Annotated in this window: 19 protein-coding genes; 5 read left to right on the top strand and 14 right to left on the bottom strand. The window is 52.7% G+C overall.

All coding sequences use genetic code 11. The features are described from left to right. The first annotated feature begins 98 nt into the window (after positions 1 to 98). Positions 99 to 917, top strand: a complete 819-nt coding sequence (locus tag OQ371_RS07090; protein ID WP_265993096.1) for an enoyl-CoA hydratase-related protein — start codon at positions 99 to 101, stop codon at positions 915 to 917. A 5-nt stretch (positions 918 to 922) separates the two neighbouring features. Here the strand turns inward: OQ371_RS07090 and OQ371_RS07085 are convergent, their stop codons facing one another. From OQ371_RS07085 to OQ371_RS07040, 10 genes are all read right to left on the bottom strand, one after another. Further along, positions 923 to 1,384, bottom strand: coding sequence for a nuclear transport factor 2 family protein (locus OQ371_RS07085; RefSeq protein WP_265993095.1), 462 nt, complete (start codon positions 1,382 to 1,384; stop codon positions 923 to 925). Then, positions 1,381 to 1,590, bottom strand: coding sequence for a PLDc N-terminal domain-containing protein (locus OQ371_RS07080; protein ID WP_265993094.1), 210 nt, complete (start codon positions 1,588 to 1,590; stop codon positions 1,381 to 1,383). The genes OQ371_RS07085 and OQ371_RS07080 overlap by 4 nt, the downstream gene beginning before the upstream one ends. A 70-nt stretch (positions 1,591 to 1,660) precedes the next feature. Beyond that, a complete protein-coding gene (gene xylA, locus OQ371_RS07075; RefSeq protein ID WP_265993093.1) occupies positions 1,661 to 3,001 on the bottom strand; it encodes a xylose isomerase in 1,341 nt (446 codons plus the stop codon). A gap of 176 nt (positions 3,002 to 3,177) precedes the next feature. Beyond that, complete coding sequence (gene accC, locus OQ371_RS07070) at positions 3,178 to 4,521, bottom strand: acetyl-CoA carboxylase biotin carboxylase subunit (RefSeq protein WP_265993092.1); 1,344 nt, start codon at positions 4,519 to 4,521, stop codon at positions 3,178 to 3,180. A 93-nt stretch (positions 4,522 to 4,614) separates the two neighbouring features. Beyond that, a complete protein-coding gene (accB, locus tag OQ371_RS07065) occupies positions 4,615 to 5,094 on the bottom strand; it encodes an acetyl-CoA carboxylase biotin carboxyl carrier protein (RefSeq protein WP_265993091.1) in 480 nt (159 codons plus the stop codon). Positions 5,095 to 5,191: 97 nt separating this feature from the next. Beyond that, positions 5,192 to 5,755 (bottom strand): elongation factor P, encoded by a 564-nt coding sequence (efp, locus tag OQ371_RS07060; protein ID WP_265993090.1) that lies wholly within the window; start codon positions 5,753 to 5,755, stop codon positions 5,192 to 5,194. Between the two features lie 131 nt (positions 5,756 to 5,886). Then, positions 5,887 to 6,873, bottom strand: a complete 987-nt coding sequence (locus tag OQ371_RS07055) for a beta-ketoacyl-ACP synthase III (protein ID WP_265993089.1) — start codon at positions 6,871 to 6,873, stop codon at positions 5,887 to 5,889. Positions 6,874 to 7,002: 129 nt separating this feature from the next. Further along, positions 7,003 to 7,941, bottom strand: a complete 939-nt coding sequence (gene plsX, locus OQ371_RS07050; protein ID WP_265993088.1) for a phosphate acyltransferase PlsX — start codon at positions 7,939 to 7,941, stop codon at positions 7,003 to 7,005. A 180-nt stretch (positions 7,942 to 8,121) separates the two neighbouring features. Beyond that, the gene (gene rpmF / locus OQ371_RS07045; RefSeq protein ID WP_265993087.1) at positions 8,122 to 8,316 is read right to left on the bottom strand and encodes a 50S ribosomal protein L32; all 195 of its coding nucleotides are present in this window, start codon (positions 8,314 to 8,316) and stop codon (positions 8,122 to 8,124) included. A gap of 83 nt (positions 8,317 to 8,399) precedes the next feature. Next, positions 8,400 to 8,948: a YceD family protein gene (locus OQ371_RS07040; RefSeq protein WP_265993086.1), complete on the bottom strand. Its 549-nt coding sequence runs from the start codon at positions 8,946 to 8,948 to the stop codon at positions 8,400 to 8,402. Between the two features lie 113 nt (positions 8,949 to 9,061). Here OQ371_RS07040 and OQ371_RS07035 point away from each other — a divergent pair, with 113 nt between their 5' ends. Both OQ371_RS07035 and OQ371_RS07030 read left to right on the top strand, forming a co-directional pair. Further along, positions 9,062 to 9,718: a phosphatase PAP2 family protein gene (locus OQ371_RS07035; protein ID WP_265993085.1), complete on the top strand. Its 657-nt coding sequence runs from the start codon at positions 9,062 to 9,064 to the stop codon at positions 9,716 to 9,718. 292 nt (positions 9,719 to 10,010) lie between these two features. After that, positions 10,011 to 11,297 (top strand): anthranilate phosphoribosyltransferase, encoded by a 1,287-nt coding sequence (locus OQ371_RS07030; RefSeq protein ID WP_265993084.1) that lies wholly within the window; start codon positions 10,011 to 10,013, stop codon positions 11,295 to 11,297. Position 11,298: 1 nt separating this feature from the next. Here the strand turns inward: OQ371_RS07030 and mog are convergent, their stop codons facing one another. Then, a complete protein-coding gene (gene mog / locus OQ371_RS07025; RefSeq protein WP_265993083.1) occupies positions 11,299 to 11,835 on the bottom strand; it encodes a molybdopterin adenylyltransferase in 537 nt (178 codons plus the stop codon). A gap of 93 nt (positions 11,836 to 11,928) precedes the next feature. On the opposite strand from mog, the gene OQ371_RS07020 reads away from it, so the two are divergent. Beyond that, a complete protein-coding gene (locus tag OQ371_RS07020) occupies positions 11,929 to 13,578 on the top strand; it encodes an ArnT family glycosyltransferase (protein ID WP_265993082.1) in 1,650 nt (549 codons plus the stop codon). A gap of 18 nt (positions 13,579 to 13,596) precedes the next feature. Here OQ371_RS07020 and OQ371_RS07015 read toward each other — a convergent pair whose 3' ends face one another. Continuing rightward, positions 13,597 to 14,037 carry a carboxymuconolactone decarboxylase family protein gene (locus tag OQ371_RS07015; RefSeq protein WP_265993081.1) on the bottom strand — a complete coding sequence of 147 codons (441 nt, stop codon included), beginning with the start codon at positions 14,035 to 14,037 and terminating at the stop codon, positions 13,597 to 13,599. 66 nt (positions 14,038 to 14,103) lie between these two features. Beyond that, entirely contained in the window at positions 14,104 to 14,679 is a 576-nt protein-coding gene (locus OQ371_RS07010) for a Crp/Fnr family transcriptional regulator (RefSeq protein WP_265993080.1), read from the bottom strand. A gap of 194 nt (positions 14,680 to 14,873) precedes the next feature. Between OQ371_RS07010 and OQ371_RS07005 the strand changes: the two genes are divergently transcribed. Next, positions 14,874 to 16,451 (top strand): M81 family metallopeptidase, encoded by a 1,578-nt coding sequence (locus OQ371_RS07005; RefSeq protein WP_265993079.1) that lies wholly within the window; start codon positions 14,874 to 14,876, stop codon positions 16,449 to 16,451. A gap of 61 nt (positions 16,452 to 16,512) precedes the next feature. On the opposite strand, the gene OQ371_RS07000 is transcribed toward OQ371_RS07005, so the two are convergent. Continuing rightward, positions 16,513 to 17,451, bottom strand: coding sequence for a CPBP family intramembrane glutamic endopeptidase (locus OQ371_RS07000; protein ID WP_265993078.1), 939 nt, complete (start codon positions 17,449 to 17,451; stop codon positions 16,513 to 16,515). Positions 17,452 to 17,485: the final 34 nt, after the last annotated feature.

Genomic DNA, 17,485 nt, shown 5'->3' with positions numbered 1-17,485 from the left:
AAGTAACAGGTGTTGAAACCAATATAGTTGAAACGGAAAACGCAATTTTGTAGTATTACAACCAGCGGTCATTCGCTCGGATTATTGTCTGAACTATAATGCTTTACACAGCCCAACAAACGTCCTCTTTTCCAACGTACACGTTCCGGTATCTGCTGGCCGAACAGAACGATCACGTGTTGACGCTGACGCTCAACCGGCCGGAAAAGAAAAACGCGCTGAACCCAACCTTGCTGAACGAACTGGCGTTTGCGCTCACCTATGCGCACTACGAAAAAGAGGTCTGGGTGGTGGTTTTGGCTGCTGTGGGGAATGTATTCTGCGCCGGGATGGATCTAAAAAGCTTGTCGACGGGAGAGCAGGAGGAGGAAACCGTTCCTGCACCATCCGGTCCGGTGCGGCTGGGGGAACTGCTGGCGGGTTTGCACAAACCGTGTCTGGCCCAGGTGCAGGGAGCGGTCTACGCGGGCGGCTTTTTGCTCATCGGCGGGTGTACGCACGTCGTGGCGGCTGATCCGGTGACCTTCAGTCTGCCGGAAGTAAAGCGGGGGTTGTTCCCGTTTCAGGTGATGGCCAGCTTGCTGGAAATCATGCCCGCCCGAACCGTTCTGGACTTATGCCTCCGTGCCCGGACGTTATCGGCCGCCGAAGCGCTGAAAATCGGTCTGGTAACGGAAGTGGTTCACGCCGGAGAGGTAGAGAATGCCGTCCAGCAGTTGGCAGACGAGCTTAAGCAGTATTCTCCCACGGCTATGCAGTTTGGTCTGCGGGCCTATCAACAGCTCAAAACGCTGCCGTCGGATCAGCAGCAAGCTTTTCTGTACGAGCAATTTCAGCAGATTCAGCAAACTGCCGACGCGCAGGAAGGTATGAAAGCGTTCCTGGAAAAGCGGGCGCCCACGTGGCGGGGTGAGTGAATGGGCTACTTCAAATCCGGGCAGCCTTCCCGTCGACGGGTATCTATGATCGACTGAATTTTCCAGCCATCTTTCAATTTTACCAGCGTAAACAGATTCACCCCGCAGTGACTTTTCTGGCCGTTGTAATAGAAAACGTACGGTGTCCAGGCAATGGCCATTTCAGCATCGATCTTTACGTCGTACGCCGAAAGCCGTTCGTCGAGCGCCCCCGGCTTTTGTTTGCCCACCGACGCAACAAAGTCGGCAATTGACTCATTCCGTACGCTCACTACGTCCTCTTTGTTTTTAGCTATGCTCTGCAAAGAAGCGCCCGGTGCAAAAACAACTTTGAAAAGCGTGGTGTCCGCTTTCCGCATCCCGTCGAACAACTGCGTAACGGCGGTCCGCACGGCTTTTTCGTCGTCGCTTTGGGCCAAAGCCGCAGCCAGCGGAGTGAACAGGAGAAAGAATAAAAGCGATTTCATGCGATGCGTTGCCGGCGCCCAATCAGGGCATACAAAAGTACGCCGATCGTGTTTAAACCCAGGACCACAATGACCCAGATCAGCTTGTCATAGGGGCCACGAAAATCGCTGCGCAGGATATCGATCAGTGCGATAACCGGGATGACAAAAGCCAGTAAGATGAGCAGGAGTTCGAGGCCACCTAGGCTTATCAAAAAAGCGATCATGGTTTACGACGGTTTATGGGTTCATTAAAATAGTGCCACGGCCGCCGGCCGTGGCACCCGTAATCAGCTTCTAAATATACTGATTTATAATCATTTCATAAAGCTCCTGCTTGCCGCTAATTTGCTTCGGTTCGCCGTTGTTCAGCGCATAGTCACGCAAATCCTCCAGCGTCAATTCGCCTTTTTCGAAGCGGGCACCTTCACCGCTGTCGTAGCTGGCATACCGGTCGGTGCGCAGTTTTTTGTACTGTGATTTACCCAGGATGGCTTCCGCCACGATGGCTGCCCGGGCAAAGGCATCCATTCCACCAATGTGGGCAATGAAAATATCGTCCAGATCCGTGGAGTTTCGGCGGGTTTTGGCATCGAAGTTTACCCCACCGGATTTTAAACCGCCCGCTTCCAGAATCACCAGCATGGCTTCCGTCAGTTCGTACAGGTCCATCGGAAACTGGTCGGTATCCCAACCGTTCTGGTAATCCCCGCGGTTGGCGTCGATGCTGCCGAGCAGGTTGTTATCGGCGGCTACCTGTAGTTCGTGCGCAAAGGTGTGGTTGGCCAGCGTCGCGTGGTTGGTTTCCAGGTTCAGTTCAAAATCGTTCTGCAAACCAAATTTGTTCAGGAAACCAATCACCGTAGCCGCGTCGAAGTCGTACTGGTGTTTGGTCGGTTCCATCGGCTTGGGCTCAATGTAGAAAGCCCCTTTGAAACCCTGCTTGCGGGCATAATCGCGTGCTACCGTCAGAAAACGGCCGAGGTGCTCCTGCTCCCGCTTCATGTTGGTATTCAGCAGTGACATATAGCCTTCACGACCACCCCAGAAGGTATAACCCGAACCGCCCAGCTCAATGGTGGCGTCAATGGCATTCTTGACCTGCCAGCCGCCGTGGGCCAGCACGTGAAAGTCGGGGTTCGTTGCTGCGCCGTTCATGTAGCGGGCGTGCGAGAAAAGGTTGGCCGTCCCCCACAACAGCTGAACTCCGCTGGCCTGCTGTTTCTGTTTCGCGTAATCGACAATCTTCCGGAAATTACTTTCAAATTCGGCGTTGGAACGGCCTTCCGGGGCTACGTCCACGTCGTGGAAGCAGTAATATTCCATTCCCATTTTGGTAATGAATTCAAAAGCCGCATCCATTTTTTCGTACGCAGCCGCCATCGGGTCGGCGTTGGCATCCCACGGAAACTGTTTGACGCCTGGTCCGAACGGATCGGCGCCGGTTCCGCAGAAGGTATGCCAGTACGCGACGGCAAACCGAAACAGCTCGTTCATCGGTTTTCCCAAAATGGTGCGGTTTGCGTCGTACCACTTAAACGCCAGCGGATTGTCCGACTCGCGACCTTCGTAAGGAATGGGGCCTTGGACAAAGGGGAAATACGTTTTGTCGCCCAGCGTGAGGTTCAGTTTTGGCATAACAATTTTGGATTGGAATAATGATACTTCAAAAATGGACTTCTCGCCAGAAGATACCAAGCAGGAGGAGAAATTATTAGTGAAAATACCGTTTGGCAGGCAAGCTGAAATAAAAAAGCCGGAAGCATTGTGCTGCTTCCGGCTCGGCGCATCCTCAGGACCAGAGTCCGTGAGTGTTACAAGGTACTGAAATCAAATCCTTCTAGGAACGACGTGTTGAACTGGCCCGACTGGAATTTGGGGTCGTCCATGAGCTTGATGTGAAACGGAATGGTGGTTTTGATCCCTTCGATCACAAACTCCTGCAGCGCCCGTTTCATCCGCGTGATGACCTCCTCGCGCGACTGACCCGAAACAATTACCTTGGCAATCATGGAATCGTAGTTCGGCGGAATGGTGTATCCGCTGTACACGTGGCTGTCGACCCGAATACCGTGACCACCGGGGAAGTGCAGGTTCGTGATCTTGCCGGGTGACGGCCGGAAGCCGTTGGCGGGGTCTTCCGCGTTGATCCGGCACTCCATGGCGTAAACCTTCGGCGTGTAATTCTTGCCCGAAATCGGCGTACCGGCGGCTACTTTGATCTGCTCCTTGATCAGGTCAAAATCCGTTACTTCTTCCGTAATCGGGTGTTCCACCTGAATCCGGGTGTTCATTTCCATGAAATAGAAGTCACCGTACTTGTCCACCAGAAATTCGATGGTTCCGGCGCCTTCGTAGCCGATGGCCGACGCTCCTTTGATGGCGGCTTCGCCCATGCGTTCCCGCAGTTCGGAGCTAATAATCGGCGAAGGTGTTTCTTCGACGAGCTTCTGGTGTCGGCGCTGAATGGAGCAATCCCGTTCCGACAGGTGGCATACTTTGCCGTACTGGTCGCCAACAATCTGAATCTCAATGTGGCGCGGTTCTTCAACGTATTTTTCCAGGTACAAACCATCGTTACCGAAGGCGGCCCCGGCTTCCATACGGGCGTCGAGCCACGCTTTGTCGAAATCAGCCTCGCTTCGGATGATCCGCATACCGCGGCCCCCGCCCCCGGCGGTAGCCTTGATGATAACCGGATAGCCCATTTCGGCTGCCAGGCGTTTTCCTTCGTCCACCGATTCCAGCAAGCCCTCGGAACCCGGAATGACGGGTACGCCCGCGGCTTTCATGGTTGCTTTCGCCGTGGCTTTGTCGCCCATCGCGTTGATCTGCTCGGCGGTGGCTCCAATAAATTTAATGCCGTAATCGGCACAGATCTGCGAAAATTCCGCATTTTCCGAAAGAAAGCCGTAGCCGGGGTGAATGGCGTCGGCGCTGGTTACCTCGGCGGCCGAAATAATGTTGGGAATATTCAGGTAGGACTGGCGGCTAGGCGGGGGACCGATACAGACGGCTTCGTCGGCAAACCGCACATGCAGGCTGTCGCGGTCGGCAGTCGAATAAACCGCTACGGTCTTGATGCCCATCTCGCGGCACGTCCGGATGATCCGCAACGCGATTTCGCCCCGATTAGCGATAAGTATTTTCTTAAACATATAGTTCGAATGAATGAACAAATGAGTGAATGAGTGAATAAAAAGCGTGATTTCGATCTTATTCACTTATTCACTCATTCGCTCATTCAGCCATTAAATGGGTTCGACAAGGAACAAGGGTTGGTCGTATTCAACCGGAGTAGCGTTTTCAACCAGGACTTTGACGATACGGCCGGCTACTTCAGACTCGATTTCGTTGAAGAGTTTCATCGCTTCGATGATGCACACGGTTTTCCCGGGCTTTACTTCGTCGCCTACTTCCGCAAAAGGATCAACGTCGGGGCCGGATGAGCGGTAGAACGTACCAATCATCGGCGATTTGATGGTCAGGTAGTTCGACGTATCTGCTTTAGGGGCTGGGCTGGCTGGTGGTAGCGCCGGCGCCGAAACGGCTGGCTGAGCAGCGGGCTGGGCTGGCTGGGGAGCCGGCGCCGAAACGGGCTGGCCCGGAGCAACCGAAGTCTGGCCAGATCGTTTTACGGTCAGCTTCAGCTCGTTGGTCTCAATGTTGACTTCATCCAGACCCGACTGGGCGATGAAATCAATGAGTTTCTGAATGTCTTTCGTGTCCATCTCTTTTTTGAATGATGACCGGGTCGCCGGCGTGATGAGGGACGATGAACGATGAATAGGCTTGATCTACCATGCATCATTCATGTTCCATCATTTTTTATTTTACTCGTTCAACGTAATCGTACGTGCGGGTATCGACCCGGATTTTGTCACCCTGTTCGATAAACAGCGGAACCATGATGGTCGCGCCGGTTTCAACTTCAACTTTCTTTTTGGGGCTGTTGGCCGTATCGCCCCGGATACCCGGCTCGGCGTAGGTCACTTCCAGTTCAACGAAAGGCGGCATTTCGCAGGTCAGGGGCGTTTCGGTTTCTGCGTTAATCAGAATTTCCACCTCCTGGCCTTCCTTCATCAGGTCAGCCGTTTCAACGAGTTTATCCGTCAGGTTGATCTGGTCGAATGTTTCGTTGTCCATGAAGTTATAACCCGTTTCGTCTTTGTAGAGGTATTGAAACTTCCGACGCTCTACCCGCACTGGGTAGATGGTTACCCCCGAATTGAATGTATTGTCAAGTACCTTACCTGACGTAAGGCTCTTTAATTTCGTCCGAACGAAAGCTCCGCCTTTACCGGGTTTAACGTGTTGAAATTCTACGATTTGGAACAGGTCGTGGTTAAAATTAATCACAAGTCCGTTCCGAAGATCTGCGGTCGTTGCCATAATTTCTGAACTATGATTACACTGAGTTTTAAGGATTATACTAAACGGCGGTACGCGAATTTCGGAGATTAAAATGATTTAAAATGAAATCGTTATCAATCGGGAAATCAGCGCAATCTTGGTTCAGCTAATCAAATTGCCCATTTCAAGTAAGCCGCTCCCCAGGTGAATCCGCCACCAAAAGCGGCCAGAATCAGGTTGTCGCCTTTTTTCAACTGCGATTCGTAGTCGAACAGGCAAAGCGGGATGGTTGCTGCGGTGGTATTGCCGTATTTATGGATATTCAGCATGACCCGGTCCATGCCCAGGCCCATGCGGTTGGCGGTGGCTTCAATGATGCGCTTGTTGGCCTGATGGGGTACCAGCCAGGCAATGTCATTACCCGTCAGGTGGTTGCGCTCCATGATTTCGGCGGAAACATCAGCCATGTTCTTGACGGCAAATTTGAACACCGACGGGCCGTCCTGGTAGACGTAGTGCCAGCGTTTGTCGATGGTTTCGTGGCTGGGTGGGTAACGGCTTCCGCCGGCTTTCTGAACCAGATGGTTTTGGCCGGAACCGTCCGAGCGGATGATGGAATCGTAAATACCGTTGCCTTCGGTGTTAGGCTCCAGCAGAACGGCTCCCGCCCCGTCGCCAAACAGGACGCAGGTGGTGCGGTCGGTATAGTCGACGATGGCCGACATTTTGTCCGCTCCCACCACAACGACTTTTTTATACTTTCCGGTCTCGATGAACTGAGAACCAATGGTCAAAGCATATAAAAATCCCGAACAGGCCGCCTGGATGTCAAAACTTCCGATGGCCCGGATACCGGTCATATCGCAAATCAGGTTGGCCGTCGACGGAAATACGTAATCCGGAGTCGTGGTGGCACAAATCAGCAGCTCAACATCTTTAGGCGCAGTACCGGTTTTGGCCAGCAGCCCTTCAACGGCTTTGGCGGCCATGTGCGACGTACCAAGTCCTTCCCCTTTCAGAATATGCCGTTCTTTAATACCGGTGCGGCTGGTGATCCATTCGTCACTGGTATCCACCATTTTTTCCAACTCCGCGTTGGTCAGGATGTAGTCCGGTACATAGCCGAATACGCCCGTAATTGCCGCTTTATTGTTCATACGCGGTGATACAATCGATTTGGTAGACAAAAGAAGGTAGACGTGAGACGAGAGAGCCGGAGCAGGGTAATACAACTAGTGGAGTGTCGCAAGTCTTTTGTCTCATGTCTTTGATCGCTTGTCTTATTTTCAACTTAAAGCCTGTGCAATTTTTGTATAGGCGTTGGATTCTACCTGCCTTTTCGCCAGGTTAAGCATGTTTTTAATGGCCAGGGGCGACGAGATACCGTGCGCGATAATGACGTTGCCATTAACGCCAACGATGGGGCTGCCGCCGACCGACTCATAATTCGTTTTATCGATGAAATCGTGCTTCAGGCCCAGTTCTTTGGTGATTTCGTAAAGCGACTCACCCATTTTGAACAGGATGTTGCCGTTGAAACCGTCGGTCACGATGACATCGGCTTTGTCGCGGAAAAAGTCACCCCCTTCCATGTTGCCGACAAAATTAATTTTTCGGCTATTCTTTAGCAATTGGTAAGCCGCCTGAGCCACCAGCGAACCTTTTTGATCTTCTTCGCCGATGTTCATCAAGGCTACGCGCGGTTTTTCAATGCCAAAGGTATACTGGGCATAGATCGAACCGATTTCGCCGAATTGAAGCAACATCTCCGGCTTGCAGTCGGCATTGGCTCCAATGTCAACCATAACCGCCGAAGCACCACTCAATTGCGGGACAAAACCGGCAATGGCGGGCCGCAGAACGCCTTCTATGGCCTTGATGCTAAAGAGTGCTCCTACGTGCATGGCACCGGTATTTCCGGCGCTGCAAAAGGCGTCGACCGATTTGTCACGTAAAAGTTTAAACCCAATTCCGATGCTGGAATTGGGTTTTTGCGAGAGCGCCTTCGTGGGGTGCTCGCCCATTTCGATCACATCTTCGGCATGAACAATCTCTACGCCGGAGCCAGCATAATTATGCTTTTGAAGAAGATCTTCAATTATCCGCTGTTGGCCCACCAGTACGATGGTAACGTCACTCGGTAATTCTTTGGTGGCCATTACAACTCCTTCTACGATAGCGTCTGGAGCGAAATCACCACCCATAGCGTCGACTGCGATTCTCATTGAACCAGGTTTGGGTGCGCTGAATTGGTAAACAAACGTGTAAAAATACTAGTTGCCCGGCAATAAAAAAGTATTTCACGTTCATCCAGTGCAGATTCCTGTGAAATACTTGTCAACCCCAACCTCCTGAAAGAAGTTTTCGTACGCTGGAAAAAACCCCTACAGGGGAGGGATAAACCGTTAGGCCGTTGGTGCGTAGTTTTCGATAACCATTTTACCTTTGTAGTACAGGTTACCTTCGAATACGTGCGCCTGGTGACGGACGTGGATTTCGCCCGTTGTTGCGTCAAAAGACAGGGCCTTCGCGGTCAGTTTATCGTGTGTTCTACGCTTGTCCCGGCGGGTGCTTGAGTGTCTGCGTTTGGGATGTGCCATAACTTTATTGGATCAATTGTCAGTCTAATCTTGTCATTTCTCCGGTTACCGGATTGGCCCGGAAGCAATAACAAATGGTATTATTAATTATTGTTCAGTTTTCGTAATGCTTCCCAACGCGGGTCAACGGGCGGTTCGCTGGCTTCATCCTCATTCTCGGTCGAGGACTCCGAACGATACACCACTTTGCCTTCCTGCTCTTCGTCCTCATCAGCTTCTTCTGCGCGAAAACGAGGATGCAGTTTTTTCATGGGCAGCGACAGCACGATAAAGTCAAACAAGTACCGTGCAATGTTGATCTGCTGGGTTTCCCACAGAATCAATTCAATTTCGTCAGTCAGTTCTTCGGCGTGGTCGGCGTATTTCAGAAACAATTGTTCCTGAATAGCCAATGGCTCATCGAAGGGGTCCAGACTCCGGTCACAAATCAATTCCACCGTACCGTTGATATGAAAATTCAACTGGATCATGGACGACGATTTGGTCAGAACCAAATGCGTCTTGAACGATCCGCGCTGAATCAAGTCCTGTTCCAAAGCCTCAAAAAACGCATCGCCGGATTCAAAGTCAAATTCGTACGATTTGTTTTCCAGGCTGCTGATCTGGATGTCGTATTTTTGCAGCTCCTTCACGCTCTTCTCAAAATAGTCCGCAAAGTTACAAACTATTTCTGAACCATAAAAGATTAGCAGGTAATTTACAGCCTGCTGCGCTTTAATTTGTTTGCTTTTTATTTTTGTCGCCCATGGATATATTCGCCCGAAACCGCTCGTTTTTTATCGTCTACCTGAGTGCCTTCACGCTGGTCAGCATTTTGATGCTGATCTATAGCAAAACGGAATTGATGCAATGGGTCAACGCCCGCAACGCGCCCAGCGCCGATCTGTTTTTCCGCAACGTGACGTACCTGGGCGACGGCGCCTTTGCCGTTATGGTCACCGTGGCGCTGGCTTTCCGTTCGTTTCGGTTTGCGCTGATGGGGGCGGCTTCCTTCCTCCTGTCTACCGCCATCGTCCGGGTGTTGAAACAGCTGGTTTTTTCGGAATCACTGCGGCCCTTGAAGTATTTTGAGCACTCAACCTGGCAATACCGGGTAATCGAGGGGCTGGATATTCACAGCTACAACAGTTTTCCGTCGGGTCATTCTACCACCGCTTTTGCCATTTTCTGTCTGCTGGCCCTGCTCGACGAGCAGAAAAGCCGGGGCTGGTTCTGGGCGCTGCTGGCGATCATCACGGCTTACTCGCGGGTTTATCTCTTTCAGCACTTCGTGGAAGACATTTACGTTGGTTCAATCATCGGGACGGCTACGTCCGTTGCCGTCTTCTTATTTCTGAACCGGTACTGGGATCGAAATCCCAAAGCCTGGCATGACCGGCGTTTCCGATTCCGGCGTTCATGAGACCGAATTCTTATTTTTTCTTAAAATAATTACATCACAGCGGTAAATAGTTTGGTGGGTTGCCTTTCACTTGGGAAAAGCGCTCATCTTTAACCCTATCTTAACGCGTCTTGCAATTGTAATCGGAAATTTGGCAAAATTTATTTTACTCCAAAATATAAATTGATAAAATAGTCATATGCCAATAAATAATTGGTATTTATTGAAAATACTGCTTAAATATAGTTGGGCTTTTCGGTAAACTATCGCTCTTTTTATAAATTCGGCTATAATTCCAAGGTGATCATTGCTTATGTATCAACCGCAATTCCTCGCTGATCCTACCGCAACTGCGCTGGGGCGGGGTATTCAGCACATCGGAATCGGGAAGCAAAATAGCCGGCCACTACCGTCCGCCCTGATGGAGGAATGTCGGCAGGTGCTGCTGTCGGACCAGGCGGACCCTTTGCAGAAAGGGGCTTTCCTGGGTGCTTTGCTGGCCAAAGGCCCTACCCCGGAAGAGCGTTCCCTCGAGCAGGTTTTCGGAAAAGATTCCTTTCTGAATCCCACTTTTTTTATTAATAAAGTTTGTCCGGATCTCCCTTCCAATCTATTTCCAATTGCTACAAAACTGCTGAAAGGCCACATTCTTCGTTCGAGTGAAGCGCACCAATTGGGGAACTTCCTGTTCACGGACGAAAATTGTGAGACGTTTAAAGGCATGGCTACCAGCATTCTGCGCGTGCGGAACGAGACCAACGATGAGTACCGCGGGTTGTACAATGCCGCTATGGAAACCATTACGCCCGGTTTTCGGCAGTTGAGCTGCATGGACCGGCCGCTGGTGCAGATTGCCGAACCGTTCGACGGGGTTGAACATACCTACCTGATTACGCCCCTGCTGGCTCATTTTTTCGAGCAGCGCGGATACGGGGCGCTATCGGTTGTTGGCCGGACACCGGGTCCTAAATATACGCTCAACGCCCACGACCTTTATTTGTACCTGGGGTGTCAGATGCTGCAGAGCAACCACGAAATCAATACGCCCCCGGAACCGTTTGGCTGGGTGCTCGATCAGAAAGCGCTCTCGCCCGCCCTGAATCGCTGGGTTGATCGCCGACGCGTTATCTTGAAACGCCCGTTCCTGTCAACGCTCGAACGCATCCTGAACCCGTGCAGCGCCCGCATTCTGGTTACGTCCGTTTTTCAGGTAAAATCACAGATAAAGACGGCGGAACTGGCGCTCATGGCCGGTTTTGATGCCGTTATTGTCCTGAAAAAAGGACTGGAAGGTAGTCTGGCCCCCTCCACCAGCCGGGGCAGCGGCATTTTGTGTGCCGTTCGGACGGCGCGTGGCCACCTCTTCTACCAGCACTTCGACTCCGAACTACCCGCCTTTTCCGAATACCGCACCGATGGCGACGAGATTGTGACGAACCCACAGGTCAACGAAAATGCCCGACTGGTCCGCGATTTTATGAACAGCGAAGAAACCGGCAACGATGATTTTGACAACCGTGTTTGTTTGATGCAGGCCCTGCTGGGTCGCGGTATGGACTGGATTGAGGACCAACTCGACGGCCTCGGTAATCAATTGTAAGTTAGCTTGACTTGGGCCGGAAAACTTTCATTACGTCTTCGTGCGTGGTCAGGTAAGGGCCGCCGATCAGGTCGATGCAGTACGGAATCGCCGGAAAAACGACCGACAGGCATTGCTCGATGGCCGTGGGTTTACCGGGCAGATTGACAATCAGGGTCTGGTTGCGAATACCGGCGGTCTGGCGCGACAAAATGGCCGTCGGCACATACTTCAGGCTTTCCTGCCGCATCAGCTCTCCGAATCCCGGCAGCATCTTTTGGCAGACGGCTTCGGTGGCTTCGGGGGTCACGTCGCGCCGGGCCGGGCCGGTTCCGCCCGTGGTCACCACCAGACAGCAGCCTTCCGTGTCGGCCAACTCCGTCAGGGTGGCTTCCAGTTGGGGCTGCTCATCGGGAATGACGCGGTAGACCGGTTCCCACGCGCAGTTCAGGTATTTCGTCAGTAAACCGACCACGGCTTTGCCGGGAATGTCTTCGTAAATGCCCGCGCTGGCCCGGTCGGACACGTTGATTACGCCAATGCGAATTTGGGTTGCCATCAGAAGCGTTGGTAAGATGAAGCCGCAAAGATATACGCTGCCGCACTACCGAACGGGGAGTTTCCGTACTTTTGCAAAATCAACCCCAACGCTATGCCCCGAATTCCGTCGCGCTTTATTCCCGTATTGATTATTCTGGTTGGCGCCTTTTTTTACTTCCCGTTTTTGGGCCGCGTTCACCTGTTCGATTGGGACGAAATCAATTTTGCGGAGTCGGCGCGGGAAATGATCGAAACGGGCAACTACACCCGTGTGCAAATCAACTTTCAGCCTTTCTGGGAAAAACCGCCCTTGTTTTTCTGGCTGCAGGTGCTGGCGATGAAGCTGTTCGGAATTGGCGAGTTTGCGGCTAGGCTGCCAAACGCGGTGGTCGGTATTATTACCCTGCTGGTGCTCTATTCGATTGGTAAAAAAATGGTCGACGAGCGGTTTGGGGTGCTGTGGGCGCTGGCTTATTTCGGTTCCCTGACGCCCCACCTGTATTTCAAATCCGGTATCATCGACCCGACGTTTAACCTGTTTATCTTCCTGAGTGTCTGGTTTATGGCGCGGGCGGTAGCGGCTTACGGTACTGCCCGAGCAACCGGCCAGACGGTCTTGTCGGGCCTGTTTGTCGGGCTGGCGGTGCTGACCAAAGGGCCCGTGGGCGGTTTACTGCTCGGGCTGACCTTTTTGGTGTACTGGGCGCTTCAACGGTTTCGCCCGATTCTCAGCGTCCGGAACGGGCTGGCTTTTTTCGGTTGTGCCCTGGCGGTGGCTTCGGTCTGGTTTGGTCTGGAACTGATCAAAAACGGCTGGTGGTTTTTTGAGGAATTTATTCGCTACCAGATCCGGCTTTTCTCGACGCCCGACGCGGGGCATCAGCAGCCGTTTTACTACCATTTTGTGGTTGTTCTGCTGGGCTGTTTTCCTATGTCGCTGCTGGCCATTCGCGGTTTTCTTCCGAGTGCAACCCACGGACAAACCGAGCAAACGGTTTTTTTCCGGCGCTGGATGGTCATTTTGTTCTGGGTGGTGATGATTCTCTTTTCCATCGTCAAAACCAAGATCGTGCATTACTCGTCGATGGCCTGGTTTCCGGTTTCGTACCTGGCCGCAACGGTTTTGTACGGCTATCTGAAGGGGCAATTGAGCTGGAACCGCTGGCTGACAGGCGGTATTGCCATCATCGGGGGTGTGCTGGGCCTGCTGATTGCCGCCCTGCCGCTGGTGGGGATGAATGCCGCGGCCCTCATCCCGCACATCAAAGACCGCTTTGCGGCTGCCAACCTGACCGCACCGGTAGAGTGGGCGGGGTGGGAGTGGATCATCGGAGCGGCTTACGGTCTGGCAATTGCCGCAATTCTGTGGTTTCGGCGGTCGCAACCCCTCCGGAGCATCGTAGGTTTATTTATGGCTACACCGTTGCTGCTGTGGTTGGTGTTGCCGACGATTGTTCCCAAAATTGAACGGTATACCCAGGGCGCCGTTATCGACTTTTACGAAGCCAAACAGGGCCAGGATGTGTATATTGAACCCATCGGCTATAAAAGTTACGCCCACCTGTTCTATTTCCGGAAAAAACCGCCGACCAACCCCAACAGCTACCGCGAAGACTGGCTGATCAATGGCCCGGTTGACAAACCCGCTTTTTTTGTCACCCGCAACATCAACATCGATCAGTTTCGCTACAATCCGAATCTGGAGATTATTCAGGAGGAAGCCGGTTTTGTCTTTCTTCGCCGGAAGCCGGTTTTCAAGTGATAAAACGGCTCTTCGGGCTTATTTGCCCAATTCCAGGTGCGTACTGATGGCAATCCGGTTCCAGGCATTGATGGTAACGATGGCCATGATGATCTGCGCCAGATAGTGACTATCAAACAGTTTTTCAGCCTGCTGATAGAGGTCAGCCGTCACGCCGTTCTGATGAATCAGCGTGACCTGCTCCGTTAGGGCCAGAATCACTTTTTCCTCTTCGGTGAACAGCTCGGTCTCCTTCCAGGCGTTCAGCAGAAAAATCCGCTGCGGGGTTTCGCCGGCTTTCAGGGCTTCTTTCGTGTGCATATCAATGCAGAAGGCGCAGCCGTTGAGTTGGGATGCCCGGATTTTGATCAGGTCCTTGTGCGTTTTGGTCAATTGGGCGGTTTGCAGATACCCTTCCAGCCCATACATGGCCTTAAACGCCTGGGGTTCAATAACCTGAATGTTAATTCGCTTTTCCATTGTATACGTGTCTTCTGGTGATGGGACAAAAGTAGACAGCGGCTTTCCGGAAAAACTTAAACGGGTTTAAGAACGCTTTTTCTTCCTGATTTCGCTGAGGTATTCGGGCGTGAAACCCAAAAACGACGCCAGCAGATACTGCGGAACGCGCTGGACGAAATCGGGATAGCGGTCATGAAAGTGGTGGTACAGCTCCTCCCGCGAAAAATCGTACAGATACCTGATGCGAAGCTGAGCAGCCGCGTAGGCTTTCTGATAAATCAGTCGGAAATACCGTTCGAGTTGGGGAAACTGCGCGCAAAGCTCTTCCTGGGCCTGAAAATCGATGGCCAGCACCTCGGTTTTTTCCACGGCCTGAATGTAGAAATTCGTGATTCGGCGTTGCTGGAAAGCCATGTCGTCCGTCAGCCACCAGTTTTCGAGGGCAAACTGGGTGGTGTGTTCCACGCCTTTTTCGTTTACAAAGAACATCCGCAGATAGCCTTTCAACACGAAGTAATTCGCCCGGCAGAGTTGCCCGGCTTCCACCAGGTTTTCTTTTTTGGCCAGCGTTATGGGCCGGAAAAAAGGCACGATCCTGGCGTGGTCTTCAGCCGGTACGGTTACAAATCGGGTCAGGTGATTCAGAAGTCGTTCTGGCATATCGGTTTGTGGCCTGTTCTGGAAAGAACTCGTGATACGGAAATATACACCGGTTTTGCACAATCTGGGTTTATAAATGAGCTATCCTGAACGCAAATTGGATAACCTTTTGAATTTTTGGTATCCACCAGGCGGGTTTTCGTCAAAATCATTAAATGCCTTGCCGACTCTTTAAAATAATTTAAATTGTAGGCATGAAACAGCTTTTCTTAGGCCTTGTCGCCTGTTTTTTCAGCATTTACTCGGGCGTTGCCCAGTCGAACACTACCGCCGGGCAGAAGCCGTTACCCCGCGTTGCCATTGCCGGTCTGGGCATTGAATCCAGCACGTTTTCCCCGGCCGTTACGCTTGAGCCCGCTTTTCACGCCCGTTACGGTCCGGAGGTGTTCAACGCTTACCCATTTATGATGCCCGTATCGCCCCTGCGCAAACAGGCGCTCTGGCTGCCTGCCGTGGTGGGTAAATCCCTGCCGGGCGGGGCTGTAACGCGGGAAGCCTACGAATCGCTGGTGAATCAGACGCTGGATACGCTTAAAAAATACGGGCCTTACGACGGCCTGTACTTCGATATTCACGGCGCCATGAGCGTTCAGGGCCTGGACGATCCGGAAGGAGATTTTCTGATCCGGATCCGGAAAGTTGTTGGCTACAAGACGCTTATTTCCACGTCGATGGACTTGCACGGGAACGTGTCGTGGCGGCTGGCGCAAAATACTGACCTGATGACGTGCTACCGGCTGGCTCCGCACGAAGATGCCATGCAGACCAAGGAGCGCGCCGTGGTTAACCTGCTGGAGCGGCTTAAAAGCGGTAAAGGCAAACCGGCCTATAAAGCCTGGATTCCCATTCCGATCCTGTTGCCGGGCGAAAAAACCAGCACCCGCATCGAACCGGGCAAGAGCCTCTACCAGCAAGTAGCTCCCCTGGCCGACAAGCAGGAGGGAATTGTGGACGCGGCTATCTGGATTGGTTACGCCTGGGCCGACGAGCCGCGCAACCACGCCGTGGTCATGGCCGTTGGTGACGATAAAGCCAAGGTAACCCAGACGGCCGAAAAGCTGGCCCGGGATTTCTGGAACGTCCGTACTCAGTTTGATTTTGTAGCTCCTACGGGCACGCTGGATGAGTCACTGGCCCAGGCCCTGACCAGCCCCAAACATCCGTTCTTCATCAGCGATACCGGCGACAACCCGACGGCGGGCGGAGCGGGCGATGTTACCTGGACGCTCACGCAGATTCTGGCGCGTCCGGAATTTCGGCGGGCCGACGGTCCTTCGCTCATTTACGCGTCGATTCCCGATCCGGAACTGGTGAAAAAAGCGATGGCGGTTGGCGTTGGCGGGCAGGTGGAAGGCAAGGCGGGAGCGAACGTAGACGCCCGGTTTGCGCCCCCGGTTCCGCTCAAAGGTACGGTTGAGTCCATCGTCAAGGGCGACAAAGATGCCGAGGTCGAAGTGGTTGTGAAAGTGGGCAGCGTTCACGTCATTGTCACCCAGAAACGCAAACCGTACCACAAGGAAGCCGACTTCACCCGGCTGGGGCTGGCTCCGCGGAAAGCCGACATTGTGGTTGTGAAAATCGGCTACCTCGAACCCGAACTCTACAACATGCAGGCGGGTTGGATCATGGCCCTGACCCCCGGCGGAGTCGATCAGGACTTGTTTCGGTTGCCCTACAAGCGAATCCAGCGGCCGATGTTTCCGCTCGATAAAGACATGAAAGACCCCGATTTGTCGGCCCGGTTTGTGCCGTTGTCGGGAGACGCAAAGTAATCGGCCAATTGGTATACCGAACGGGAGTAACGAACGGCTACGGTCTTCGTTACTCCCGTATTTATTTTTCCAGCCCCAGCTGAACAAAAGCCGCCAGTTCCATCAGCCAGGCCACACCGAGGTGGATGATGATACCGCCCCAGATGCTGCGGGTCTGGAGCGCAATGACGCCGAGAATGTAGCCGCCAAAAATGGAGCTGATGGTTTCGCCGGGCGGCTTGCCGAAGTGAATAAACGCGTAGGTAATCACCATGGGCAGTACCGCCCCCCGCCCCAGAATCTGCGCCATTCCGATGACCAGAAAACCGCGAAACATCAGTTCCGTGGGCACAAAATCCCAGCCGTAGGCCAGTTCGTAAACCAGGGCCGTTACCCATTCCGGTACGTTGAAAAATTCGTTGGCATTCGTGTCGCGGTAGGTGGGGTACGATTCCAGAAACGACGGCTGAAACGATGCGTAGGTAATCAGCGGTACCATGCACAACAACAGAATGAAGTAAATCTGCAGCCCTTTCCATTTGGGACGCATCCCGTAAAAACCGTTGGATTCTTTCTCCACAAACCGGTAGAACAGCACAAGCGGCAGAATGACTGTCATCAGCGACTGCAAATTGCGCAGGCAGTAGAAGGCAAACGCGTAAATCTGGTCGTTAAAAACGGCATGGCTCCATTCGTTGAAGCCGTAATAACCGGCATACCAACTGTAAATAGTTAAACCAAACAGGCTGTATATCCAGAAATCCCGCCGTCGCCAGATGTCCGGCCGCCCGTGAAAACGGGTCCACAACCCCACGCCGGAGTAATAGGCAAACGCGTACAGCAAAAAATAAAATACGATCCGGATGTTGTCGCCCCGGTAAGCGTCGATGTAACTGTCTTCGAGGTCCAGGTAATAATTGATGCTGATGCAAACGGCCAGAAACAGGGCCGCCAGGGCGTAGAGATCAACGCGGAAATCGGCTTTCAGGTGTTCGCGAAGGTAGCGGATAAGGTTGCGCATGGTAATCCAAAATTGCGGGAAAACCGTCGGCAAA

The sequence above is a fragment of the Larkinella insperata genome (assembly GCF_026248825.1).
Classification (GTDB): domain Bacteria; phylum Bacteroidota; class Bacteroidia; order Cytophagales; family Spirosomataceae; genus Larkinella; species Larkinella insperata.
Note: the sequence above shows the minus strand (reverse complement) of the source record. Positions and strands in the feature narration are given on the sequence as shown.